This is a genomic window from Halopseudomonas sp., assembly GCF_036960865.1.
In the GTDB taxonomy this organism is placed as follows: Bacteria; Pseudomonadota; Gammaproteobacteria; order Pseudomonadales; family Pseudomonadaceae; genus Halopseudomonas.
In genome coordinates, this window is the sequence record NZ_JBALWE010000003.1 from 20784 (window position 1) to 41188 (window position 20405).

Sequence of the window (20405 nt, forward strand, 5' to 3'; positions counted from 1 at the left end):
GTCACACTCTTTAATAGCTCTCTTTGCATGGAAATGCCGCGAATGCTCGATTACGTCAATTGGTTCCGCCACTCGACGCCCTACATCAACCAGCACCGGGACTGCACCTTTGTGCTGATGCTGCCGGGCGAAGGCCTCGCACACCCCAACTTCAGCAATATCGTCCACGACATCATGCTGCTAAACAGCCTGGATGTGCGCCTGGTATTGGTGCACGGCTCACGCCCGCAGATTGAGGAGCGGCTAACGGCCCGCGGTATAAACTCGCGCTACCACAATGATCTGCGCATCACCGACATGGATACCCTGGCCTGCGTCACCGACGCAGTGGGCGCCCTGCGCATCGCCATCGAAGCGCAACTCTGCACCCAACAGCAGGGCGCGCGCCTGCGTGTGACCAGCGGCAACCTGGTAACCGCCAAGCCTATCGGCGTGGTCGACGGTGTCGACTTTCACCACACCGGCGAGGTGCGTCGCGTCGATCGCAAGGCCATCAGCCGCCACCTGGATGAACACGACATCGTACTGCTCTCCAGCTTGGGCTACTCGCCTACTGGCGAGGTTTTCAACCTCGCCAGTGAAGACGTGGCCACCAGCGTTGCGGCTGCTTTGGGCGCCGACAAGCTGATTCTGTTTGGCGAAGATACCGGCATCCGCGACGAGCAGGGTGAACTGCTGCGCGAGCTCAAACCGACACGTGCCGCGCCGCTACTCAGCAAACTGGGCAACTCGCTGCCGGGCAACCTGCTGCGCGCGGCGTGCAAGGCTTGCAACGCTGGCGTGCGGCGCTCGCACATTGTCAGCTTTGCCGAAGACGGCGCCATGCTCAATGAGCTATTCACCCGTGACGGCAGCGGCACCCTGGTTGCCCAAGAAGCCTTCGAGCAGATTCGCTCAGCCACCATCGACGACGTTGGCGGCCTGCTCGATCTGCTGCGGCCGCTGGAAGAAGCCGGCATTCTGGTGCGGCGCTCGCGCGAAGTGCTGGAAACCGAGATCAGCCAGTTCACCCTGGTCGAACGCGACGGCACCATCATCGGTTGCGCTGCGCTCTATCCGCTGGAGGGCTCCAGCAGCGCTGAACTGGCCTGCGTTGCCATCGACCCCAACTACCGACAGGGCGGCCGCGGCGATCAACTGTTGCAGCACATCGAGAGTCAGGCCCGCGGCTTGAAGATCGATACCCTGTTCGTGCTTACCACGCGCACCGCGCACTGGTTCCGCGAACGCGGTTTTGTGCCAAGCAGTGTCGAGCGCCTGCCCGCCAAGCGCGCCGAGCTGTACAACTACCAGCGTAATTCCAAGGTGTTCGAGAAGGCGCTTTAATCTCCGCCTGACTCCTCCACCAGCGCCGGGCTGCTGCAAGCAACCCGGCGAATTGATATGCTTGTCCGATTGCAATACACCACGAGAGTACCCTCATGCCTGATTACCGCTCAAAAACCTCCACCTTTGGCCGCAACATGGCCGGCGCTCGCGCGCTGTGGCGCGCCACCGGCATGAAGGACGAAGACTTCAAAAAACCCATCATTGCGGTTGCCAACTCCTTTACCCAATTCGTTCCAGGCCACGTGCACCTGAAGGACATGGGCCAACTGGTAGCCCGTGAAATCGAGCGCGCCGGTGGTGTTGCCAAGGAATTCAACACCATCGCCGTGGACGATGGCATCGCCATGGGCCACGACGGCATGCTGTATTCGTTGCCCTCACGCGAGATCATCGCCGACTCGGTTGAGTACATGGTCAACGCCCACTGCGCTGACGCCATCGTCTGTATCTCCAATTGCGACAAGATCACCCCCGGCATGCTGATGGCCGCGCTGCGCCTGAACGTACCGGTCGTCTTCGTTTCCGGCGGCCCGATGGAAGCCGGCAAGACCAAACTGGCCAGCCACGGCCTAGACCTGGTCGACGCCATGGTGATCGCCGCCGACGAAAGCAGCTCGGACGAAAAGGTCGCCGAATACGAACGCTCCGCCTGCCCAACCTGCGGCTCCTGCTCGGGCATGTTCACTGCCAACTCGATGAACTGCCTGACCGAAGCACTGGGTCTGGCATTGCCCGGCAACGGCTCTACCCTGGCGACTCACAGCGACCGCGAACAGCTGTTCCTGCGCGCCGGCCGCACCATTGTCGACCTGTGCAAGCGTTACTACGGCGATGGCGACGACAGCGTGCTGCCGCGCAATATTGCCAATTTCAAAGCGTTTGAAAACGCCATGACACTGGATATCGCCATGGGCGGTTCCACCAACACCATTCTGCATTTGCTGGCCGCAGCGCAGGAGGGCGAGGTCGAATTCGATTTGCGCGACATCGACCGCCTGTCACGCAAGGTACCACAGCTGTGCAAGGTGGCGCCGAACATCCAGAAATACCACATGGAAGATGTACACCGCGCTGGCGGCATCTTCAGTATTCTCGGCTCACTAGCGCGCGGTGGCCTGCTGCACACCGACCTGCCAACCGTGCACAGCGCCAGCATGGAAGAAGCCATCGCTACCTGGGACATCACCCAGACCGACGACGAAGCCGTGCATACCTTCTTCAAGGCCGGCCCCGCCGGTATCCCTACCCAAACCGCCTTCAGCCAATCGACGCGTTGGGACACCCTGGATGACGATCGCGAGAATGGCTGTATACGCAGCGTCGAGCACGCTTACTCTGCCGAGGGCGGCCTGGCCGTACTCTACGGCAACATTGCCCAGGACGGCTGCGTAGTGAAAACCGCTGGCGTGGACGAGTCAATTCACGTGTTCGAAGGCCGCGCCAAGATCTTTGAAAGCCAGGACACTGCCGTGAAAGGCATTCTGGCCGACGAGGTCAAAGCGGGCGACATCGTCATCATCCGCTATGAAGGCCCCAAGGGTGGCCCCGGCATGCAGGAGATGCTCTACCCCACCAGCTATCTGAAATCCAAGGGTCTGGGCAAGGACTGTGCCCTGCTGACCGACGGCCGCTTCTCTGGCGGTACCTCGGGCCTGTCCATCGGCCACGCCTCGCCAGAAGCCGCCGCAGGCGGTGCCATCGGTCTGGTGCGTGACGGCGACAAGATACTGATCGACATCCCCAACCGCAGCATCAACCTGCTGGTCAGCGATGAAGAGCTATCACATCGCCGCATCGAGCAGGACAAGCTGGGTTGGAAGCCGGCGGAGCAGCGCCCCCGCAAGGTAACAACCGCGCTGAAAGCCTATGCCCTGCTCGCTACCAGCGCTGACAAGGGTGCAGTGCGCGATAAGAGCATGCTGGAAGACTGAAAATCACCTCGGCGCGGACGTTCTGTCCGCGCCATTATTTTGCCATTGAACTAACTGCCAAAAAGTTTAGTCAACTGCTTGGCAAATAAGGCCATGTGCCATACCGCTGGTCGGAGATTCCGCCCTCTCGCTACATCAAACAGCTGTAAGCATTCTGTGATGACGTTAACATTATGACGTCATTGAATTGTGCATGGACAAACAACACCAAAGATGCCTGGCACGGATCAGATGGAACATACGACCAACAAGTTATTGCTGGTTGAACCCAACACCGAAAAGCGCGAGCAATTGCTCGAGCTGTGCCACGCCCAGAAATCTCCCCTGCAAATCGAAGTCTGCACCCGGCCGCGCGAAGCCATTTCCCGGCTGGCCAAGGGCAACTTCACCTCCTGCTTGCTGCCAAATGATGTCGCACTACTTCAGGAGGCCCGCCGCGCCGCCAGCAGCACGCTGTATCTGCTAATCAGCGACGGTACCACTCCCGAGCAAGACAGTGCCGCCATCCAAGATGGCGCCGACGACGTACTGGCCTATGCCACTCTGGACGCCGAGCAACTGCAGCGCGCGCTGATCCATGCTGGGTTGCGTCGCAGCAGCGGTGAAAAGCTCGCTCAGCTGGCGCGCCAGGATCCGCTGACCGGCCTGGGCAACCGCGCCCTGCTGGAAGACGAGCTGGAGCGCATGATCATCCGCGGCCAGCGCAGTCCTACCGGTTTCGCGCTGCTGTATATCGACCTCGACTATTTCAAGCAGATCAACGACAGCTTCGGTCATGGTCTTGGCGACCTGCTGCTGGCCGTCATTGCCAACCGCCTGCGCCGCACCATGCGCCAGGACGACCTGATCGCGCGCATCGGCGGTGACGAATTTGTCGCCCTGCTGAACGACCTGCATGACCCCAACGACGCAGCGCTAATTGCCAGCAAGATCATCCACACCCTGAGCGAGCCCATCACGCTCAGCGGTCACCACCTGCTGATTTCGGCGAGCGTTGGCATCGCCACCTTCCCGAACCACGGCAGTACCGCTGCAGAGCTGCTGCAGCATGCCGACCAGGCGCTGTACCGCGCCAAGGCCAACGGCCGCAACGCCTATGCGTTCTATAGCCCACAGGAAGAGACACAGACCCGGCACAACCTCAACGTTGAGCAAGGCCTGCGTCATGGCCTGCTGGAAGGTCAGTTCCGCCTGCATTACCAGCCGATAGTCGACACCCGTAATGGCGACACCGTCGCCTGGGAAGCGCTGCTGCGCTGGCAGCATCCAACGCTGGGGTTGCTCTCGCCCGATGCCTTTCTCAAGCTAGCTGAACACAGCGGCTTGATTCTGCCGATGGGGCACTGGGTGATTGGCCAAGCGCTGGATGCGGTGCGCCAATGGCAGGACGCCGGCGTCGATTGCCGGCTGTCAATCAATCTCAGTGACCGCGAACTCAAGCAGCCGCGCTTTGCCGATCAACTGAAACAGCTGTTGATGAAGAGTGGCGTGCCAGCACGCCTGCTGCAACTGGAGTTGCGCGAGGACGCCCTGCTAAAGCACGCCAGCCAAGCAACTCAATTGTGCGAAACCCTGGCTGGACTGGGCGTAGATATATGGCTGGATCATTTCGGTTCGGAATACGGCGCCTTTGGCTACCTCAACCGCTTGCCGATCAAGGGCGTGAAGATCAATGCCCGTGATCTGGCGCGTGATGCCGACCCGGAAAAGACCGCGTATGTGCAAAACCTGATTAGCCTCACCCGCAGCATGAACAAGCAGGTCACGGCCAACTACGTTGAGAACGCCCACAGCGCCGACCAGCTATCCAGCTGGGGCGGCGACTTCCTGCAGGGCTACTGGATCGGCAAACCGCGCCCGCTGGATGCCATCATCGCCGGCGTACCCAGCCTGTAATCTGACAATTAAACGCGCTCCAGCACCTGATAGGCGTGTGCCGGATAACCCTCGCCCGCCGGAACTGCGCGTTCCTCGCTCAGCTCCCACTGCGCGGCACTGAACTCGGGGAACCAGGCGTCACCTTCCGGCTCAAGATCGACGCGGGTCAGGTACAGGCGATCAGCCAACGGCAGGCACTGCTCGTACAGCTTGCCACCACCAATCACCATGATCTCGTCTACAGCGTCCAGCTCGGCCTGGTGCCGTGCGCGCTCCAAGCCCTGCTCGATACTGCTCACCACCTGCACGCCCGGAATCTCCAGCCCGACTTGCCGGCTCACCACGATGTTGCTGCGCCCAGGTAGCGGCCGCCCCAGCGAATCGAAGGTCTTGCGGCCCATGACGATCGGCTTGCCCCAGGTAGTCGCGCGAAAGTACTTGAGATCTTCCGGAAGATGCCAAGGCATCTTGTTATCGCGGCCAATCACCCGATTGCGGCCCATAGCGGCAATCATCGCAACTTTGATCGAGGCTGCACTTCTCATACCGCCACCGGCGCCTTGATGTGGGGGTGCGACTCGTAGCCTTCCAGCGTGAAGTCATCAAAGGTAAAGGCAAACAGGTCTTTTACCTCCGGGTTCAAGCGCATGGTTGGCAGCGGCAACGGCTCACGCGACAGCTGCAGATCAGTCTGTTCAATGTGGTTGGAGTAAAGGTGGCAATCGCCGCCGGTCCAGACAAAGTCGCCTGGCTGTAGGCCGCACACCTGCGCGACCATCAGCGTCAACAGTGCGTAACTGGCAATATTGAACGGCACCCCCAGGAAGATGTCGGCGGAGCGCTGATACAGTTGGCAGCTGAGCTTGCCGTCAGCCACATAGAACTGGAACAACGCATGACAAGGCGGCAACGCCATCTGATCGACAAGCGCTGGGTTCCAGGCTGAAACAATCAGGCGACGGGAGTCCGGATTACGCTTGATCATCTCGATCAACTTGCTGATCTGATCAATCGACTCGCCATTCGGTGCAGGCCAGGACCGCCACTGATAGCCATACACCGGACCCAGATCACCGTTTTCGTCAGCCCATTCGTCCCAGATGGAGACGCCGTTCTCTTTCAGGTAACGGATATTGGTATCTCCCTGCAGAAACCACAGCAGCTCGTGGACGATCGACTTGAGATGGCACTTCTTGGTGGTCACCAGCGGAAAGCCTTCGCTCAGGTCAAAGCGCATCTGGTGGCCAAAGACGCTATAGGTACCGGTACCAGTGCGATCACTCTTGTAGGTGCCGGTTTCGCGCACCAGGCGCATCAGGTCAAGATACTGTTTCATGCTAAGCGTCCCTCACGGCGATAGGCCAGCCCCATCATCAGGGCGCCCAGGAGAATCATCGGAATACACAGCAGCTGGCCCATGGTCAGCCAGCCGAAAGCCAGATAGCCCAGTTGCGCGTCGGGCACTCGAACAAATTCGACCACAAAGCGGAAAATACCGTAGCAAATGGCGAACAGGCCACTGACCGACATGGTCGGGCGTGGCTTGCTGGAATAAATCCAGAGAATAGTAAACAAGGCGACACCCTCCAGCGCGAACTGGTAGAGCTGAGAAGGATGACGCGCCAGTTGATCAGGGTCGGTCGGGAATACCATGGCCCATGGCAGGTCGGTGGCCTTACCCCAGAGCTCGGCGTTAATGAAGTTGCCAATGCGGCCAGCGCCCAGACCAATAGGCACCAGCGGAGCAATGAAGTCCATCAGACGGAAAAAGGCGACTTTCTGCTTGTGCGAGAACCAGAGCACCGCCAGCAGTACGCCCAACAGACCACCGTGGAACGACATACCGCCCTTCCATATCTCGAGAATCAGCAGCGGGTTATCGATGTAAGCCGACAAGTCATAAAACAGGACGTAACCCAGGCGCCCACCGGCGATGACCCCCAGCGCCACCCAGAACACCAGATCAGACAGGGTTTCCTTGTTCCACTCGGGGAAGTAGTCGGGCAAGCGGCGCTTGGCTAGCCACCACGCACCACCAATGCCGATCAGATACATCAGGCCGTACCAGTGAATCTGCAGCGGCCCCAGGGATACTGCAACCGGGTCGATATTCGGGTAGGTCAGCATAACCACTCTCTAAACAAGGAAATTGATGCCCACGCACAGCAGCAGCAGGGCAAACAGACGCTTCAACAGCACTTGCGACAGGCGATGCGCCAGGCGCGCACCAAAGCCGGCAAACAGCATACTGGTTGCCGCAATGCCGACCAAAGCCGGCAGGTAAATATACCCCAGACTCCAGGGCGGTAACGGCGACGCCGACCAGCCAGTCCAGACAAAGCTGGCGGCGCCGGCAATCGCGATCGGCAAGCCGCAGGCCGAAGACGTAGCGACCGCCTGCTGCATAGGGACACTGCGCCAGACGAGAAAAGGTACCGTCAGCGATCCGCCACCAATGCCAAAAATAGCCGAGGCCCAGCCAATCACAACGCCGGCAACCGACAGTGTCGGCTTGCCCGGCTCTGCCAAGGCTGCCTTGGGCTGAAGCTTGAAGGCCATCTGAATAGCCACGGCAATCGCAAAAACCCCGATGATCTTCTGCAGCATGGGGCCGGAAATATAGGCTGCCGTCAGCGCACCCAGCACACAACCGGCCAATATGCCCAGCGTCATCCAGGCAAACAGCGTCCAGCGCACCGCCCCCAAACGGTGGTGCGCTCGAATGGCATTGATCGAGGTAAACACGATGGTTGCCAACGACGTCCCTACCGCCATGTGCGTCAGCACCTCGGGCGAAAAACCCTGCAGCGCAAAGCTGTAGACCAGCACAGGCACGATGATCATGCCGCCGCCGACGCCAAAGAGTCCTGCCAGCGTACCGGCGAAGCAACCCAGAACCAGATAGATCAGAAACTCCACAACGCCCCCGCCAAAACAGCGTCGAATACCCGGCACGGCATTCAACAAGGGCGCTAGTTTAGCGGAAAACCAGTACGTACCGTAACCGCAAGCCAGCCACCCGTCCGGCCCTTCGCCACAGAGCACGTCGTACGACTTATGGCCCGCTATCAGCGCTCCCCCGGCGCCGGCCTCAGCAGGTAGACTGACAGCATAAACAGGAGAGCCGCATGTGTCTGATCGCCCTGGCCTGGCAGATGGCCGAGCAATACCCGCTGACTCTGATCGGCAACCGTGACGAGTTCCACCAACGCCCCGCCCGCCCGGCGCAGCCATGGACCGAAGAGGGCATGCCGCAATTGATTGCTGGCAAGGACCTGGAAGCGGGCGGCACCTGGCTTGGCGTGACCCGCAGCGGCCGCTTTGCCGCGCTGACCAATATCCGCACGCCCGGCGCCATGCGTGGGCCGCTGTCGCGCGGCAAACTGGTACTCGACTACTTGGTCAGCGCTAATTCCCCCGAGGATTACCTGGCATCCTTGAGCGCCAAAGCAGCCGACTACGCCGGCTTCAACTTGCTGGTCGGAGACCGTGAGCATTTGTGTTATCTCAACAGCCTGGAAAAACAACCGCGGCATTTGCCACCCGGCGTATACGGACTGTCCAATGCGGCGTTGGATACGCCCTGGCCCAAACTGAACGCGCTGCGTGACCAATTGGCTACGCAGCATGAGACTGATGCAGACAGGCTGCTGTCACTGCTGCATGACGATCACATATATGCGGATGCACTGCTACCCAAAACCGGTGTTTCGCTCGATCTGGAGCGCATGCTCTCGGCCGCCTTCATCCGCGGTAACCAGGAATACGGTACGCGTGCGTGCAGCCTGTTGCGACTGCACGCCGAAGGCGAGGTGGAGTTGGTGGAACAACGATTTGGCCCGCTGGGTGAGCCTCAAGGTGAAAGCCGGTGGTTACAGTCAGCGCAATGAGCAATTCAGCGACTATTAAAGCTCAGCGCGCCTGACTAAGCACCTTGCCAAGCCCCATACGGCGCAATGCCAGATGCAGGGTGCTGAGAATCAGATGCGGATTGTCCAGTCCGATCACCTCATCCAGCAAGGCCTTGGCGTCAGTCATGCTGATCTGGCGTAACAGCCACTTGACCTTGGGCAGGTTGGTAGCATTCATCGACAGCACATCGCAACCCATTGCCATCAACAACACCGCAGCGGCCGGGTCACCGGCCATCTCGCCACACACGCTCATCGGCTTACCCGCTTCGCGGCACGCCGTAGCCACCTTGAGCAAAGCCTGCAGTACGGCCGGATGCAGCGAGTGATAAAGGTCGGCCACCCGCGGGTTGTTGCGATCCACGGCCAAGAGATACTGGGTCAGATCGTTGGTACCCACCGAGAGGAAATCAACCATCTGGATCAGCTCGCGTGCCTGATACACCGCAGCAGGGACCTCGATCATCACGCCGACCGGCGGCATGGGCACATCCACGCCTTCATCCAGTACCTCGCCGTAGGCGCGGTGAATCAGGTGCAGCGCTTCTTCAACCTCGAACAGGCTGCTGATCATCGGCAGCATAATGCGCAGGTTGTTCAGCCCCTGACTGGCCTTGAGCATGGCGCGGGTCTGCACGAGGAAAATCTCGGGGTGATCCAGGGTAACCCGTATACCCCGCCAACCGAGGAAGGGGTTGTCCTCCTTGATCGGGAAATAAGTCAGCGCCTTGTCGCCACCAATGTCGAGCGAGCGCATGGTCACCGGCAACGGATGAAAAGCTTCGAGCTGCTCACGATAGGTAGCCTGCTGCTCCTTCTCGCTGGGAAAGCGATCCTGAATCATGAAGGGCACTTCGGTGCGATACAGGCCAACGCCTTCGGCGCCGCGATCCAGTGAGCGCGCCACGTCGGCCAGCAGGCCGGTATTCACCAGCAATGGCATGCGGTGCCCATCGGTTGTCACACAAGGCACATCGCGCAGTTTCTCCAGCCCTTGCACCAGCTCACGCTCTTCACGCACCAGTTCAAGGTACTGCCGCCTCAGTTCATGCGACGGATTGGTGTACACCTCGCCGCGATTACCATCGACGATCAACTCCATGCCATCGACTCGGGTATAGGGCAGATCAACCGCGCCCATCACCGTCGGAATACCCATCGCGCGGGCCAGAATGGCAACATGCGAGCTACCCGATCCCAATACCGAAACCAGGCCGACCAGCTTCTCTTTGGGCACCTGGCCAAGCATGACCGGCGAAAGCTCTTCACTGACCAGGATGGTGTGTTCGGGGAACACCAGCTCTTGCTGCCCTACCGCCTGCAGGTACGCCAGAATACGCCGGCCAAGGTCTTTCACGTCGGCCGCGCGCTCACGCAGATAGGGGTCGTCCATCAACTCAAAGCGGCCGACGTGGGAACTGACCACCTCGCGCAGTGCGCCCTGTGCCCACTGCCCAGCACGGATTGCCTTGATGACTTCGTTACCCAGTGCGGCGTCATCCAGCATCATCAGGTAAACGTCGAACAGCGCCAGTTCTTCTGGGCGCAACTGGCTGGATAATTTGCTGGACAGGGTTTGCATATCGGCCCGCACACTATCCAGCGCGCCGCGGAACAAGCGAATCTCGGCCTCGACATCCTTGGCTGGTTTGTCAGGCACCGCTTTGAGATCGGCCGGCGGCAGAATGACGACAGCATGACCGATGGCCACACCGGGGGCGCCGGCCACACCGTCAAAACGGGTGTCCTGCACGACTTCGCCGCCCCAACCCAGACCACCAATAGCGCCGGTCGCTTCGGCATGGGCAATAACGCCGGCCAACTGTGCGCTCATGGTGACCAGGAAGGCTTCTTCACCCTCGTCAAACTGACGACGTTCCTTCTGCTGAATAACCAGCACGCCCATGACACGGCGGTGGTGGATAATCGGTACACCAAGAAAGGAGGCATACCGCTCCTCACCGGTTTCGGCAAAGTAGCGGAAGCGCGGGTGGGAAGCAGCGTCTTCAAGGTTGACCGGTTCTTCGCGGGTACCCACGTAACCAATCAGACCCTCGTTGGTCGCCAGGGTCACGGCGCGAACCGCATCCTTGTTGAGACCTTCGGTGGCCATCAGTACGTAGCGGCCGATTTCGGGATTGAGCAGATAGACCGAGCAGACCTCGGTGCCCATAGCCTCACGAACCCGCTGCACGATAATGTCCAGAGCGGCTGCCAGATCTCTGGCAGAGTTGACCTCCTGAACAATTCGACGCAGCGTGTTGAGCATATTCAACAACCCGGAAGACTGGTGAGCAGCCGGGGCGCCAGCTCTTTCATGGCACGCCGGTAGACATCACGTTTGAATGGAACCACCTGTCCCAGAGGATACCAGTAACTGACCCAGCGCCAGCCATCGAACTCCGGTTTTGCGGTCTTGGTCATGCAAACCCGGTGTTCCTCTGCGGTCAGGCGCAGCAGAAACCACTTCTGCTTCTGGCCCACGCAGATAGGTTGCGAGTGATTGCGAATAAGCCGCTGTGGCAGACGGTAACGCAACCAGCCGCGGGTGCACGCCAGAATCTCGACATCTTCCGGCAACAGGCCTACTTCTTCGTGCAACTCACGGTACAGCGCCTGCTCAGGGCTTTCATTGCGCTGAATGCCACCCTGCGGGAACTGCCAGGAATCCTGCCCGATCCGCCTGGCCCAAAGCACCTGCCCCAACTCATTGGTCAGGATGATGCCTACATTGGGTCTGAAACCATCGGGGTCAATCACAGCCAGTATCCTTCTTTTATATCTTCCGCATTGTTCCACAAAGACGCCTGAGGCAGCAATTGCAGAAACCGGCAATCCGGCCACGGCAGACCGGGAGCGCATTTATCCGACCAGTCGATTATCCTAGCGCTGTTTTCAATACCGGAATTCGGCCTTTCAGGAGTCTCTTTTGAGCCTTGCCATCTTTGATCTCGATAACACACTGCTCGGCGGCGACAGTGATCACGCCTGGGGCGAATTCATCGTTGCCCAGCGCATCGTTGACCCTGAGGCCTACCAGGCCCAGAACGACCGCTTCTTCAACGACTATCTGGCCGGCAAGCTGGATATTCAGGTTTACCTGAACTTCTGCCTGCAACTGCTGGGCGAACACGATCCCGCACAACTGGATGCCTGGCACCAGCAGTTCATGGCCGATAAGATCATGCCGATCATGCTGCCCAAGGCGCGCGAGCTGATCGAGCAGCACCGTGCTGCCGGCGATACGTTGATGATCATTACCGCCACCAACCGTTTCATCACGGCACCTATTGCCCGTGCGCTGAACATCGATATTCTGCTGGCCACCGAGTGCGAGCGCGATAACGGGCGCTACACCGGCCGCACCATCGATGTTGCCTGTTTCCGGGAAGGTAAGGTCACGCGTCTGCAACGCTGGCTGCTGGAGAACAATCGCTCACTGGAGGGAAGTTACTTCTACAGCGACTCGCACAACGACCTGCCGCTACTGAGCATGGTCGATCATCCGGTGGCAGTTGATCCCGACGATACACTCAAGGCACATGCCGAAGCGCAGGGCTGGCCGGTCATCAGCTTGCGCTGACGCACGCAGCCATCGGCAGCGGGTGACGAACAGCTGGAAGCCGAGGCTTCCAGCCTGCTCAGGTCAAACCGGGGTAACGCGGCAGAACAATGCCTTGATGTACCCGGTTTCCGGAATCGCCGGGTGCAAGGGGTGGTCCGCCCCCTGAAAGCCGCGCTCGGTAATCATCAGATTGCGGTCCAGGTGGCGGCTGGCGCCGAGCAGGGCTTCCTTCAGCTTGTCTTCTTCTAGGTGCATGGAGCAGGAGGCAGAAACCAGAATGCCGTCTTTGTTGAGCAGGCGCATGGCCTGCTCGTTCAGGCGCCGGTAAGCCGCTTCGCCATTGCGGATGTCCTTGCGCTTCTTGATGAACGCTGGCGGATCAGCAATGACCACATCAAAGCGCTCACCCGCATTTTTCAATTCCTTCAGCGCGGCCATCACATCGCCTTCTACTACCACCATCTTTTCAGCTACACCGTTGAGCTCAGCATTGGCCTCCACCCGATCGAGCGCCGGGGCCGAGCTGTCCACACACATGACTTCACTGGCGCCAAAGGCCGCAGCCTGAACACCCCAGCCGCCGATGTAGCTATACAGATCCAGCACTCGCTTGCCCGTCACATAGGGCGCCAGGCGCGCACGATTGGCGCGGTGATCGTAGAACCAGCCGGTTTTCTGGCCGTCGCGTACCGGTGCCTGAAAGGCTACGCCGTTCTCTTCCAGCCCTACCAGCTCAGGCATGGTGCCAAACGCGTCCTCAACGTAGGACTCCAGTCCTTCCAGCTTGCGCGCACCACTGTCGTTCTTGAACAGCACCGCCTGCGGCTTGAACACCTGCACCAGCGCCGCGACGATATCCTCACGGACGCGCTCCATACCGGGGGTGCCGATCTGCACCACAAAGTAATCGCCAAATCGGTCGATCACCAGGCCCGGCAACAAGTCGGACTCGCCGTACACCAGGCGGTAGAAGGGCTTGTCGAACAGCCGCTCGCGCAGGCTCAGCGCCACCTTGAAACGGTGCACCAGCAGGGATTTATCGAGAGCGTGGTTGTTGTCACGGCTGTGCAGACGTGCGCAGATAAGGTTGTTGGGGCTAACGCAGACCAGTCCGAGCGGCTTGCCGGTTGAGGTCTCCAGCTGCACTTCCTGACCGGCGTGCAGCTCGGTCAGCGGCGTCTGCGCGGTATCTACCTCGTTACTGAAGACCCACAGATGGCCTCCGCGAATGCGTCTGTCGGCATTGTGTTTGAGACGCAGGCTTGGCAGTGTCATGGGGGGTTACTCCAGTCGAACAGTCGGATTCAGCAGAAAATGTCACAGGCGGGCGATTATACAGGGTGCCAAGCAAGCTAGTCTCCGGCTAAACTCGACAGTCAGACACACGAGACAGGACTGGACGCTCAGACCATGACCCCGGAGCTAACGGATCAGCAAATCACCAGCGCGCTGCAAGGCATCAGCGTGCCGCCCCAGCCGCAGATCATGGTTGACCTGCAGATGGAGCAGGTCATGCCCGACCCAGACCTAAAGGCCATTGCCCGGTTGATCAGCCAGGACCCGGGGCTGTCTGGCAGTCTGCTGAAGATCGTCAACTCGCCGTTCTTCGGCCTGGCCAACCGCATCACCTCGATACAACAGGCGGTCAACCTGCTGGGTGTCAGCCGGGTCATCAACATCGTCAATGCGCAGTCGATCCGCGGCGAGCTGACCGATGAGAACATCGTCAACCTCAACCGCTTCTGGGACAGCGCACAGGACATCGCCATGACCTGCATGACGCTGGCCAAGCGTATCGGTTGCGTCGAACCCGATGAGGCCTACGCATTGGGCTTGTTCCACAACTGCGGCATCCCGCTCATGCTGTCGCGCTTCCCCTACTACATTGAGGTAATGGAAGACTCCTACGCGCAGGACCAGGCGCGCATTGTGGACGTGGAAAACCAGCGTATGAACACCAACCACGCGGTGATCGGTTACTACACCGCTAAATCCTGGCTGCTGCCACGACATCTTTGCGAGGCAATCGCCAGCCATCACAATGCACAACAACTGTTTCTGGCGCCCGGTAGCGGTGACCCCATCCAGAAGAATCTGTTGGCGATCCTGAAAATGGCCGAACACATCTGTCAGGCCTATCGCGTACTGGGCAATCAAAAGATCGACCACGAATGGAACGCCGTTGGTCAGGCCATCCTCGAATATGTGGGCCTGTCCGAGTACGACTTTGAAAACCTGGAAGCCGTCTGCCAGGAACTGACCGCCACCGGCGAAGGTCGCTATTACCAGGACTGAGCCGCGCAGCCCCTCTGGGGATGCCCCTGCGCACTATCATCTGCCGATTCACAGGAGAGACCGCATGACCACCCCGCTCGTGATCACCGTAATGTCCGCCGACAAGCCTGGCTTGGTTGAAAGCCTGGCCCAGGCCATCAACCAGCACGGCGGTAACTGGCTGGAGAGCCGCATGGCGCGCATGGCCGGTCAGTTTGCCGGGATTCTGCGCGTCGATATCGACAGCGACAACGTTGAAGCACTGCGCGTAGAGCTGGACGGCCTCACTCACCTGGGCATCAATGTACAGGTGGCTATCAGCGGTATCGCCGATGCGCCGGAACAGCAGACCCTGCTGCTCAACCTGGTCGGCAACGACCGCCCTGGCATCGTCCACGAGGTTTCGCAGGTGCTGGCCAGCCATGGCGTCAACGTCGAGTCACTGGAAACCGAATGTGTACCCGCGCCGATGAGTGCCGATCTGCTGTTCAAGGCCGAAGCACAGCTAGGCGTGTACCCGCAAACCGACCTGGATGCCCTGCGTGATGCGCTGGAAAACCTGGCCGACGACCTGATGGTCGAGCTGCAGGACCTGCCGCAACAGTGATTCAACAAAGGCCCGCGCGTTGCGCGGGCCTTACTACTGCACTCAGTGCTTGCCGAGTTTCTTCTCGGTAAACAGATACTCTCGCAGTTGCTCATCAAAGATCGGATCACGGCGACGAATCCACTCGATGGTCATCGCGGCGTGCTCTTTTTCTTCATCACGGTTGTGGATCAGGATAGCCTTCAGCTCCTCATCCTTGCAGGCATCGACGCGCTGGTTATACCAGTCCACCGCCTCCAGCTCTTCCATCAGCGACACCACGGCACGGTGCATATCGCGGGTTTCATCGCTCAGTTCAGCAACGGGTTCATGGTAGCCTTCATTCGACATAACGTTATCTCCTCGACACATTCACGGATTGCGCAGGCCCTTGTGTACGGACCCTGGGTAGTCAGCAGCCAGGCTGCCGCCATGTAAATCGAACCCTGCTCCCATCGCGGATCAGGGCAGTAAGGGGCTGAAGCATCACGCCGAAAGGCGACCTGCTTAGAGCAAAAATGTCAGCCCTACCTGAAACAGCCTTTCAACTTCCGGCACATCGCGCTGATCGGGCACGAACACGATCAGATGGTCGCCATCCTCAATCACCGTGCTGTCATGGGCGATGATTACATTTTCGCCACGGACCACAGCCCCCACCACGGTACCCGAAGGCAAGGGCAGCTCGTCCAGACGCCGGCCCACTACCTGAGAGCTTTGAGCATCACCGTGGGCAACGGCTTCCATCGCCTCCGCCGCACCGCGACGCAGCGAGTGCACTGCCACCACATCGCCCTTGCGCACATGGGTCAATAGCGCACCTATGGTCGCCTGTTGCGGCGAGATGGCAATATCAATGGCACCGCCCTGCACCAGCTCAGCGTAGGCCGGGTTGCTGATCAGCGTGATAACGGTGCGTGCACCCATGCGTTTGGCCAGCATCGAGGCCATGATGTTGGCCTCATCATCATTGGTAACCGCGAGGAACACATCGGTCGCTTCAATGCTTTCCTCAATCAGCAGTTCTCGGTCCGACGCGCTGCCGTGGAGCACAGTGGTGCGCCGCAACTGCTGCGACAGCCACTGGCAGCGCGGCAGGTCATGCTCGATCAGCTTGACGCGGTAATCGTCCTCCAGCGCTTGCGCTAGCCGCGCGCCAATACTGCCGCCGCCGGCGATGATAATGCGTTTGTAGGGCTTTTCCTGGCGGCGCAGCTCGGACATGACAGCGCGAATGTCCGATTTGGCCGCAACAAAGAATACCTCGTCGCCCTCTTCAATCACGGTATCGCCCTTGGGCACCACCGAGCGGTCACGGCGAAAGATCGCCGCCACACGCACCTCGACCGCCGGCAGCAGGTCGCGCAGGGCCGCTATTTCATGCCCCACCAGCGCGCCGCCGGGTAACGCGCGCAGTGCCACCAGTTGCGCCCGGCCACCGGCAAAGTTGATCACCTGCAGCGCACCGGGGTAGCGGATCAGCTTCTTCAGATGCTGGGTGACCAGTGCCTCGGGGTTGATCAGCACATCGACTGGCACCGCCACCTTGGCGAACAGCGCCTTGCCCTGTTCCATGTAGCCGGGCTCACGCACGCGGGCAATCTTGCGTGGCACGTTGAACAGCGACTGCGCCACCTGGCAGGCAATCATGTTGATTTCATCGCTGTTGGTCACAGCAACCAGCATATCGGCATCTTCCGCCCCGGCCCGCGACAGGGTGACCGGATGCGAGGCCGGCGCACACAGCACCTTCACGTCAAAACGTTCCTGCACCATCTGCAGCCGCTGCTTGTCGATATCGACCACGGTGATGTCATTGGCTTCACCGGCCAGGTGCTCGACCAAACTACGGCCCACCTGCCCGGCACCCAAGACTATGATTCGCATCGACTCTCTCCCAGTGTGTCACCCCAGCAGCGCGCCATTTCAGCCGCGCCAGAACATGGGAGTAAAGAGTACCATCAGCGTCAGCAGTTCCAAGCGCCCCATCAGCATCGCCAACGACAACAGCCATTTGGCAGCGTCGGGCAGGCTGGCGAAGTTACCGGCCGGACCGACAATCTCGCCCAGCCCGGGTCCCACGTTAGTCAGCGCCGTGGCCGCCGCCGTGAGGCTGGTCAGCAGGTCCAGCCCCATCATCGCCAGCAACATAGTCACCAGCGCCAGCGTCACGAAGAACAAAAACGAGAATGCAATGGCCGATAGAATGATGTCGTCCTGCACTGGCTTGCCGTTGTACTGCGTCACAAAGATGCCGCTGGGGTGAATCAGCTTGCGGATCTGGGAGCGCAGAAACAGATAGCTCAGCTGAAAGCGAAATACCTTCATGCCGCCACTGGTTGAGCCCGAGCAACCGCCGATGAAAGTCACCACAAAAAACAGCGCGATACTGAAGGTGCCCCACTGGGTGTAATCGCCGGCAGCGAAACCGGTGGTGGTAATCACCGATACCAGATTGAACGCCGCGAGTGTGAGCGCCTCAAAGGGCCCAAACAGGTTGAGATCGATCAGGTCAACCGTCAGCAGCAGCGTGACGACAAACAATATGCCGAGAAAGCCCAACACCTGCTGATTCTGGAACAGCGCAAAGGAAGGCCTGCGGCCAAAGGCAATCAACAAGGTGAAAGGCAAGGCACTGAGCACCATAAACAGGATAGAAACCCACAGTACCGGCGCGCCAAAGCGGCCCATGGAGCGGTCGTCGGTGGCGAATCCGCCGGTCGAGACAGTGGCCATCGCATGGTTGATGGCGTCGAATAGCGTCATACCGACCAGCCAATAACTGGTGATACAAGCCAAGGTCAGAGTCAGATAAGTGAGTACCAGCAAGCGCGCCAGCGACTGGACACGGGGAATCGACTTGTCTGACCAGTCGGACGATTCGGTGTGGAACAGCCGCATGCCGCCAATGCGCAAGAAAGGCAGGATGGATACAGCCATCCCGATCACGCCCAGACCACCCAGCCATTGCAGTAGCGAGCGCCACAGCAGCAGGCTGGGCGCCAGGTTTTCGATGCCGCTGAGTACAGTGGATCCGGTCGTAGTAATGCCCGATACCGCCTCAAATACGGCATCTACTGCACTGAGCTGAAAATGACTGAAGAATAGCGGCAAGGCGCCGGCCAAGGAGAGAAATACCCAACTTAGGCTGGTGAGCAGATACAGCTGACGAGAAATCAGGTGAAACCCGGGCGTTCTGCAACTCAGTACCAGGCTACCGCCGACGCCAAGCGTTATCGCAGCTGACATCAGAAAAACCTGCATCTCAGGGTCCTGCCGCCACCAGGCAAAAATCGTCACGCAGGCCATAAGCCCGGCCATGATCAACATCAAAATACCGCATACGAACAGCACCGGACGCATAAACCGCAACATGTACTAACCTACCTCGGAAAGCGTCTGCACATGATAGCCAATCCCGGCTGGGGAGCGCTAAATCTTTATGGGCAAGCGGCAGCCATGCTTGCAGGCTGGGGGCTATCGGCCCGGCCCTCAGCTCAACCCACCGCAATGGTCGCTGGCGAAGCAGCTCGCTGAGGTCTGACAGCAAAGCAGGGAGGCCACAAGCGTGGTTTACCTCAGCTCCCAGTCGCTGATCACCTGCACGACTCGCTGCAGTGCAGTTTCCAGTAAAGGCAGCGGCAGCGAACCCAGCGCCAGGCGCAGAGCATGCGGCACCTGCTGCGCATGGGTAAATGGTTCGGCTGAAGAGACGGCAACATTGGCGTGCAGCAAGGCCATGACCACCTGCTCAGCCCGCACTTCGGCAGGTAGAGGTAACCAGAGGAAGTAGGATTCTGCGTGGCCGATACAGCGCCGATCACCCAGTATTCGTCGCGCCAAGGCTTGGCGAGTGGCGGCATCAGCCCGCTTTTGCGCTTCCACGCGCGCAGCGGTGCCGTCGGCCAGCCAATGACATACCAAGGCAGACATTACGCCTGGCGTGTTCCAGGTAGTGGCGCGTATCACGCGCTCCAGCCGAGGTACCCATTTGACCGGTGCTACTACATAGCCCACGCGCAGCCCGGTAGCCAGATTCTTGGAAAACCCTGATACATACAGCGTGCGCTCCGGCGCCAAGGCGGCCAAGGGTGCCGGTGGCGCATCCGCCAGAAAGGCGTACGCGGCATCTTCGATAATCAGCAGGTCATGCTTGCGCGCAATGGCCACCAGACGCCGACGCTGCGATAGAGTCAACACCCAGCTCAGCGGGTTGTGCACCGTGGGCATGGCGTAGATGGCGCGCACCCGTCTCTGCGCACAACAGGCCGCCAGCGCATCCATATCTGGCTGCATGCCAGTACCCTGGTCCACTACAGCGACGGGCAGCAGCTCCAACCGCTGTGACTCGGCCAGCACCTTGAATCCGGGATAGCTGAGACTATCGACCGCCACCACATCACCGGGATCAAGCAGCGCCATAACACTGACCGCCAAACCATGCTGCGCGCCGCTGACTATAAGTACCTGCTGCGCCGTGACAGCCAACCCTCGGCATGCAAGATAACGCGCCACCGCCGCGCGCTCGTGCGGTCTGCCAGCGTGCGGCTGATAGCGTAGAAGCGCTTCCAGATCACCGGCACTGGCCAAGTGTCGCAGACCGCTGCGCAACAGCTCGGTCTGCTCGGGTAATGCCGGATAGTTGAAGTTCATATCCAGCATCTCGGGCGCGGTCGCTTGCTGGTCTACACCATGTCCGGGCGGCAACCCCAGCTCGCGCACAAAGGTGCCACGCCCTGCCTCACCGCTTACCAACCCCATGCTCGCTAACTCTGCATAGATACGTGTGGCCGTTGCCAGCGCAACGCCTTCTGCTGCGGCCAACGTGCGATGGGTGGGCAAACGGGTGCCGGGAGCAAGGCGACCTGAGCGAATCTCGGCTGCCAGCGAATCCACCAGGCTTTTGTATCTGCTGCGCACCACGCCGCTGT

Annotated in this window: 18 protein-coding genes; 7 read left to right on the forward strand and 11 right to left on the reverse strand. The window is 59.9% G+C overall.

Going from position 1 to position 20405, the window contains the following annotated elements:
* Window positions 1-42 precede the first annotated feature (42 nt).
* The 3 genes from argA (at window position 43) to V7747_RS04715 (ending at window position 5156) form a co-directional block, all read left to right on the forward strand.
* Window positions 43-1326 carry an amino-acid N-acetyltransferase gene (argA, locus tag V7747_RS04705; protein ID WP_335614906.1) on the forward strand — a complete coding sequence of 428 codons (1284 nt, stop codon included), beginning with the start codon at window positions 43-45 and terminating at the stop codon, window positions 1324-1326.
* Window positions 1327-1421: 95 nt separating this feature from the next.
* Window positions 1422-3260: a dihydroxy-acid dehydratase gene (ilvD, locus tag V7747_RS04710; protein ID WP_335614907.1), complete on the forward strand. Its 1839-nt coding sequence runs from the start codon at window positions 1422-1424 to the stop codon at window positions 3258-3260.
* A 231-nt stretch (window positions 3261-3491) separates the two neighbouring features.
* A complete protein-coding gene (locus V7747_RS04715; protein ID WP_335614908.1) occupies window positions 3492-5156 on the forward strand; it encodes a putative bifunctional diguanylate cyclase/phosphodiesterase in 1665 nt (554 codons plus the stop codon).
* A gap of 8 nt (window positions 5157-5164) precedes the next feature.
* Here the strand turns inward: V7747_RS04715 and V7747_RS04720 are convergent, their stop codons facing one another.
* From V7747_RS04720 to V7747_RS04735, 4 genes are read right to left on the reverse strand one after another with little or no spacing between them, the layout of a single operon-like run.
* A complete protein-coding gene (locus V7747_RS04720) occupies window positions 5165-5683 on the reverse strand; it encodes a dihydrofolate reductase (protein ID WP_335614909.1) in 519 nt (172 codons plus the stop codon).
* Window positions 5680-6474: a thymidylate synthase gene (locus V7747_RS04725; RefSeq protein WP_335614910.1), complete on the reverse strand. Its 795-nt coding sequence runs from the start codon at window positions 6472-6474 to the stop codon at window positions 5680-5682. The genes V7747_RS04720 and V7747_RS04725 overlap by 4 nt, the downstream gene beginning before the upstream one ends.
* The gene (gene lgt, locus V7747_RS04730; RefSeq protein ID WP_335614911.1) at window positions 6471-7265 is read right to left on the reverse strand and encodes a prolipoprotein diacylglyceryl transferase; all 795 of its coding nucleotides are present in this window, start codon (window positions 7263-7265) and stop codon (window positions 6471-6473) included. Before lgt ends, V7747_RS04725 begins: the two co-directional genes overlap by 4 nt.
* Before the next feature lie 9 nt (window positions 7266-7274).
* Window positions 7275-8057 carry a sulfite exporter TauE/SafE family protein gene (locus tag V7747_RS04735; RefSeq protein WP_335614912.1) on the reverse strand — a complete coding sequence of 261 codons (783 nt, stop codon included), beginning with the start codon at window positions 8055-8057 and terminating at the stop codon, window positions 7275-7277.
* Between the two features lie 209 nt (window positions 8058-8266).
* On the opposite strand from V7747_RS04735, the gene V7747_RS04740 reads away from it, so the two are divergent.
* Window positions 8267-9028, forward strand: a complete 762-nt coding sequence (locus V7747_RS04740; RefSeq protein WP_335614913.1) for an NRDE family protein — start codon at window positions 8267-8269, stop codon at window positions 9026-9028.
* Between the two features lie 22 nt (window positions 9029-9050).
* Here V7747_RS04740 and ptsP read toward each other — a convergent pair whose 3' ends face one another.
* Both ptsP and rppH read right to left on the reverse strand, forming a co-directional pair.
* On the reverse strand, window positions 9051-11318 hold the full coding sequence (gene ptsP / locus V7747_RS04745) for a phosphoenolpyruvate--protein phosphotransferase (protein ID WP_335614914.1): 2268 nt from the start codon (window positions 11316-11318) through the stop codon (window positions 9051-9053).
* 2 nt (window positions 11319-11320) lie between these two features.
* Window positions 11321-11809, reverse strand: a complete 489-nt coding sequence (gene rppH, locus V7747_RS04750; RefSeq protein WP_092285851.1) for an RNA pyrophosphohydrolase — start codon at window positions 11807-11809, stop codon at window positions 11321-11323.
* A 169-nt stretch (window positions 11810-11978) separates the two neighbouring features.
* On the opposite strand from rppH, the gene V7747_RS04755 reads away from it, so the two are divergent.
* On the forward strand, window positions 11979-12632 hold the full coding sequence (locus tag V7747_RS04755) for an HAD family hydrolase (protein ID WP_335614915.1): 654 nt from the start codon (window positions 11979-11981) through the stop codon (window positions 12630-12632).
* A gap of 63 nt (window positions 12633-12695) precedes the next feature.
* Here V7747_RS04755 and V7747_RS04760 read toward each other — a convergent pair whose 3' ends face one another.
* A complete protein-coding gene (locus V7747_RS04760) occupies window positions 12696-13889 on the reverse strand; it encodes a class I SAM-dependent rRNA methyltransferase (protein ID WP_335614916.1) in 1194 nt (397 codons plus the stop codon).
* A gap of 135 nt (window positions 13890-14024) precedes the next feature.
* Between V7747_RS04760 and V7747_RS04765 the strand changes: the two genes are divergently transcribed.
* Window positions 14025-14909 carry an HDOD domain-containing protein gene (locus tag V7747_RS04765; RefSeq protein ID WP_335614917.1) on the forward strand — a complete coding sequence of 295 codons (885 nt, stop codon included), beginning with the start codon at window positions 14025-14027 and terminating at the stop codon, window positions 14907-14909.
* Window positions 14910-14973: 64 nt separating this feature from the next.
* Window positions 14974-15495, forward strand: a complete 522-nt coding sequence (locus V7747_RS04770; protein ID WP_335614918.1) for a glycine cleavage system protein R — start codon at window positions 14974-14976, stop codon at window positions 15493-15495.
* Window positions 15496-15537: 42 nt separating this feature from the next.
* Here V7747_RS04770 and V7747_RS04775 read toward each other — a convergent pair whose 3' ends face one another.
* From V7747_RS04775 to V7747_RS04790, 4 genes are all read right to left on the reverse strand, one after another.
* The gene (locus V7747_RS04775) at window positions 15538-15825 is read right to left on the reverse strand and encodes a ferritin-like domain-containing protein (RefSeq protein ID WP_335608418.1); all 288 of its coding nucleotides are present in this window, start codon (window positions 15823-15825) and stop codon (window positions 15538-15540) included.
* Window positions 15826-15981: 156 nt separating this feature from the next.
* Window positions 15982-17361 (reverse strand): Trk system potassium transporter TrkA, encoded by a 1380-nt coding sequence (gene trkA / locus V7747_RS04780; RefSeq protein WP_335614919.1) that lies wholly within the window; start codon window positions 17359-17361, stop codon window positions 15982-15984.
* A 39-nt stretch (window positions 17362-17400) separates the two neighbouring features.
* On the reverse strand, window positions 17401-18849 hold the full coding sequence (locus V7747_RS04785; protein WP_442909180.1) for a TrkH family potassium uptake protein: 1449 nt from the start codon (window positions 18847-18849) through the stop codon (window positions 17401-17403).
* Window positions 18850-19047: 198 nt separating this feature from the next.
* Window positions 19048-20397 (reverse strand): aminotransferase-like domain-containing protein, encoded by a 1350-nt coding sequence (locus tag V7747_RS04790; protein ID WP_335614921.1) that lies wholly within the window; start codon window positions 20395-20397, stop codon window positions 19048-19050.
* Window positions 20398-20405: the final 8 nt, after the last annotated feature.

Excerpts from the sequence above, each read along its gene's own strand:
- argA (WP_335614906.1), top strand. The coding sequence starts at position 43 with ATGCTCGATTACGTCAATTGGTTCCGCCACTCGACGCCCTACATCAAC.
- ilvD (WP_335614907.1), top strand. The coding sequence starts at position 1,422 with ATGCCTGATTACCGCTCAAAAACCTCCACCTTTGGCCGCAACATGGCC.
- V7747_RS04715 (WP_335614908.1), top strand. The coding sequence starts at position 3,492 with ATGGAACATACGACCAACAAGTTATTGCTGGTTGAACCCAACACCGAA.
- V7747_RS04720 (WP_335614909.1), bottom strand. The coding sequence starts at position 5,683 with ATGAGAAGTGCAGCCTCGATCAAAGTTGCGATGATTGCCGCTATGGGC.
- V7747_RS04725 (WP_335614910.1), bottom strand. The coding sequence starts at position 6,474 with ATGAAACAGTATCTTGACCTGATGCGCCTGGTGCGCGAAACCGGCACC.
- lgt (WP_335614911.1), bottom strand. The coding sequence starts at position 7,265 with ATGCTGACCTACCCGAATATCGACCCGGTTGCAGTATCCCTGGGGCCG.
- V7747_RS04740 (WP_335614913.1), top strand. The coding sequence starts at position 8,267 with ATGTGTCTGATCGCCCTGGCCTGGCAGATGGCCGAGCAATACCCGCTG.
- ptsP (WP_335614914.1), bottom strand. The coding sequence starts at position 11,318 with ATGCTCAACACGCTGCGTCGAATTGTTCAGGAGGTCAACTCTGCCAGA.
- V7747_RS04760 (WP_335614916.1), bottom strand. The coding sequence starts at position 13,889 with ATGACACTGCCAAGCCTGCGTCTCAAACACAATGCCGACAGACGCATT.
- V7747_RS04765 (WP_335614917.1), top strand. The coding sequence starts at position 14,025 with ATGACCCCGGAGCTAACGGATCAGCAAATCACCAGCGCGCTGCAAGGC.
- V7747_RS04770 (WP_335614918.1), top strand. The coding sequence starts at position 14,974 with ATGACCACCCCGCTCGTGATCACCGTAATGTCCGCCGACAAGCCTGGC.
- V7747_RS04775 (WP_335608418.1), bottom strand. The coding sequence starts at position 15,825 with ATGTCGAATGAAGGCTACCATGAACCCGTTGCTGAACTGAGCGATGAA.
- trkA (WP_335614919.1), bottom strand. The coding sequence starts at position 17,361 with ATGCGAATCATAGTCTTGGGTGCCGGGCAGGTGGGCCGTAGTTTGGTC.
- V7747_RS04785 (WP_442909180.1), bottom strand. The coding sequence starts at position 18,849 with ATGTTGCGGTTTATGCGTCCGGTGCTGTTCGTATGCGGTATTTTGATG.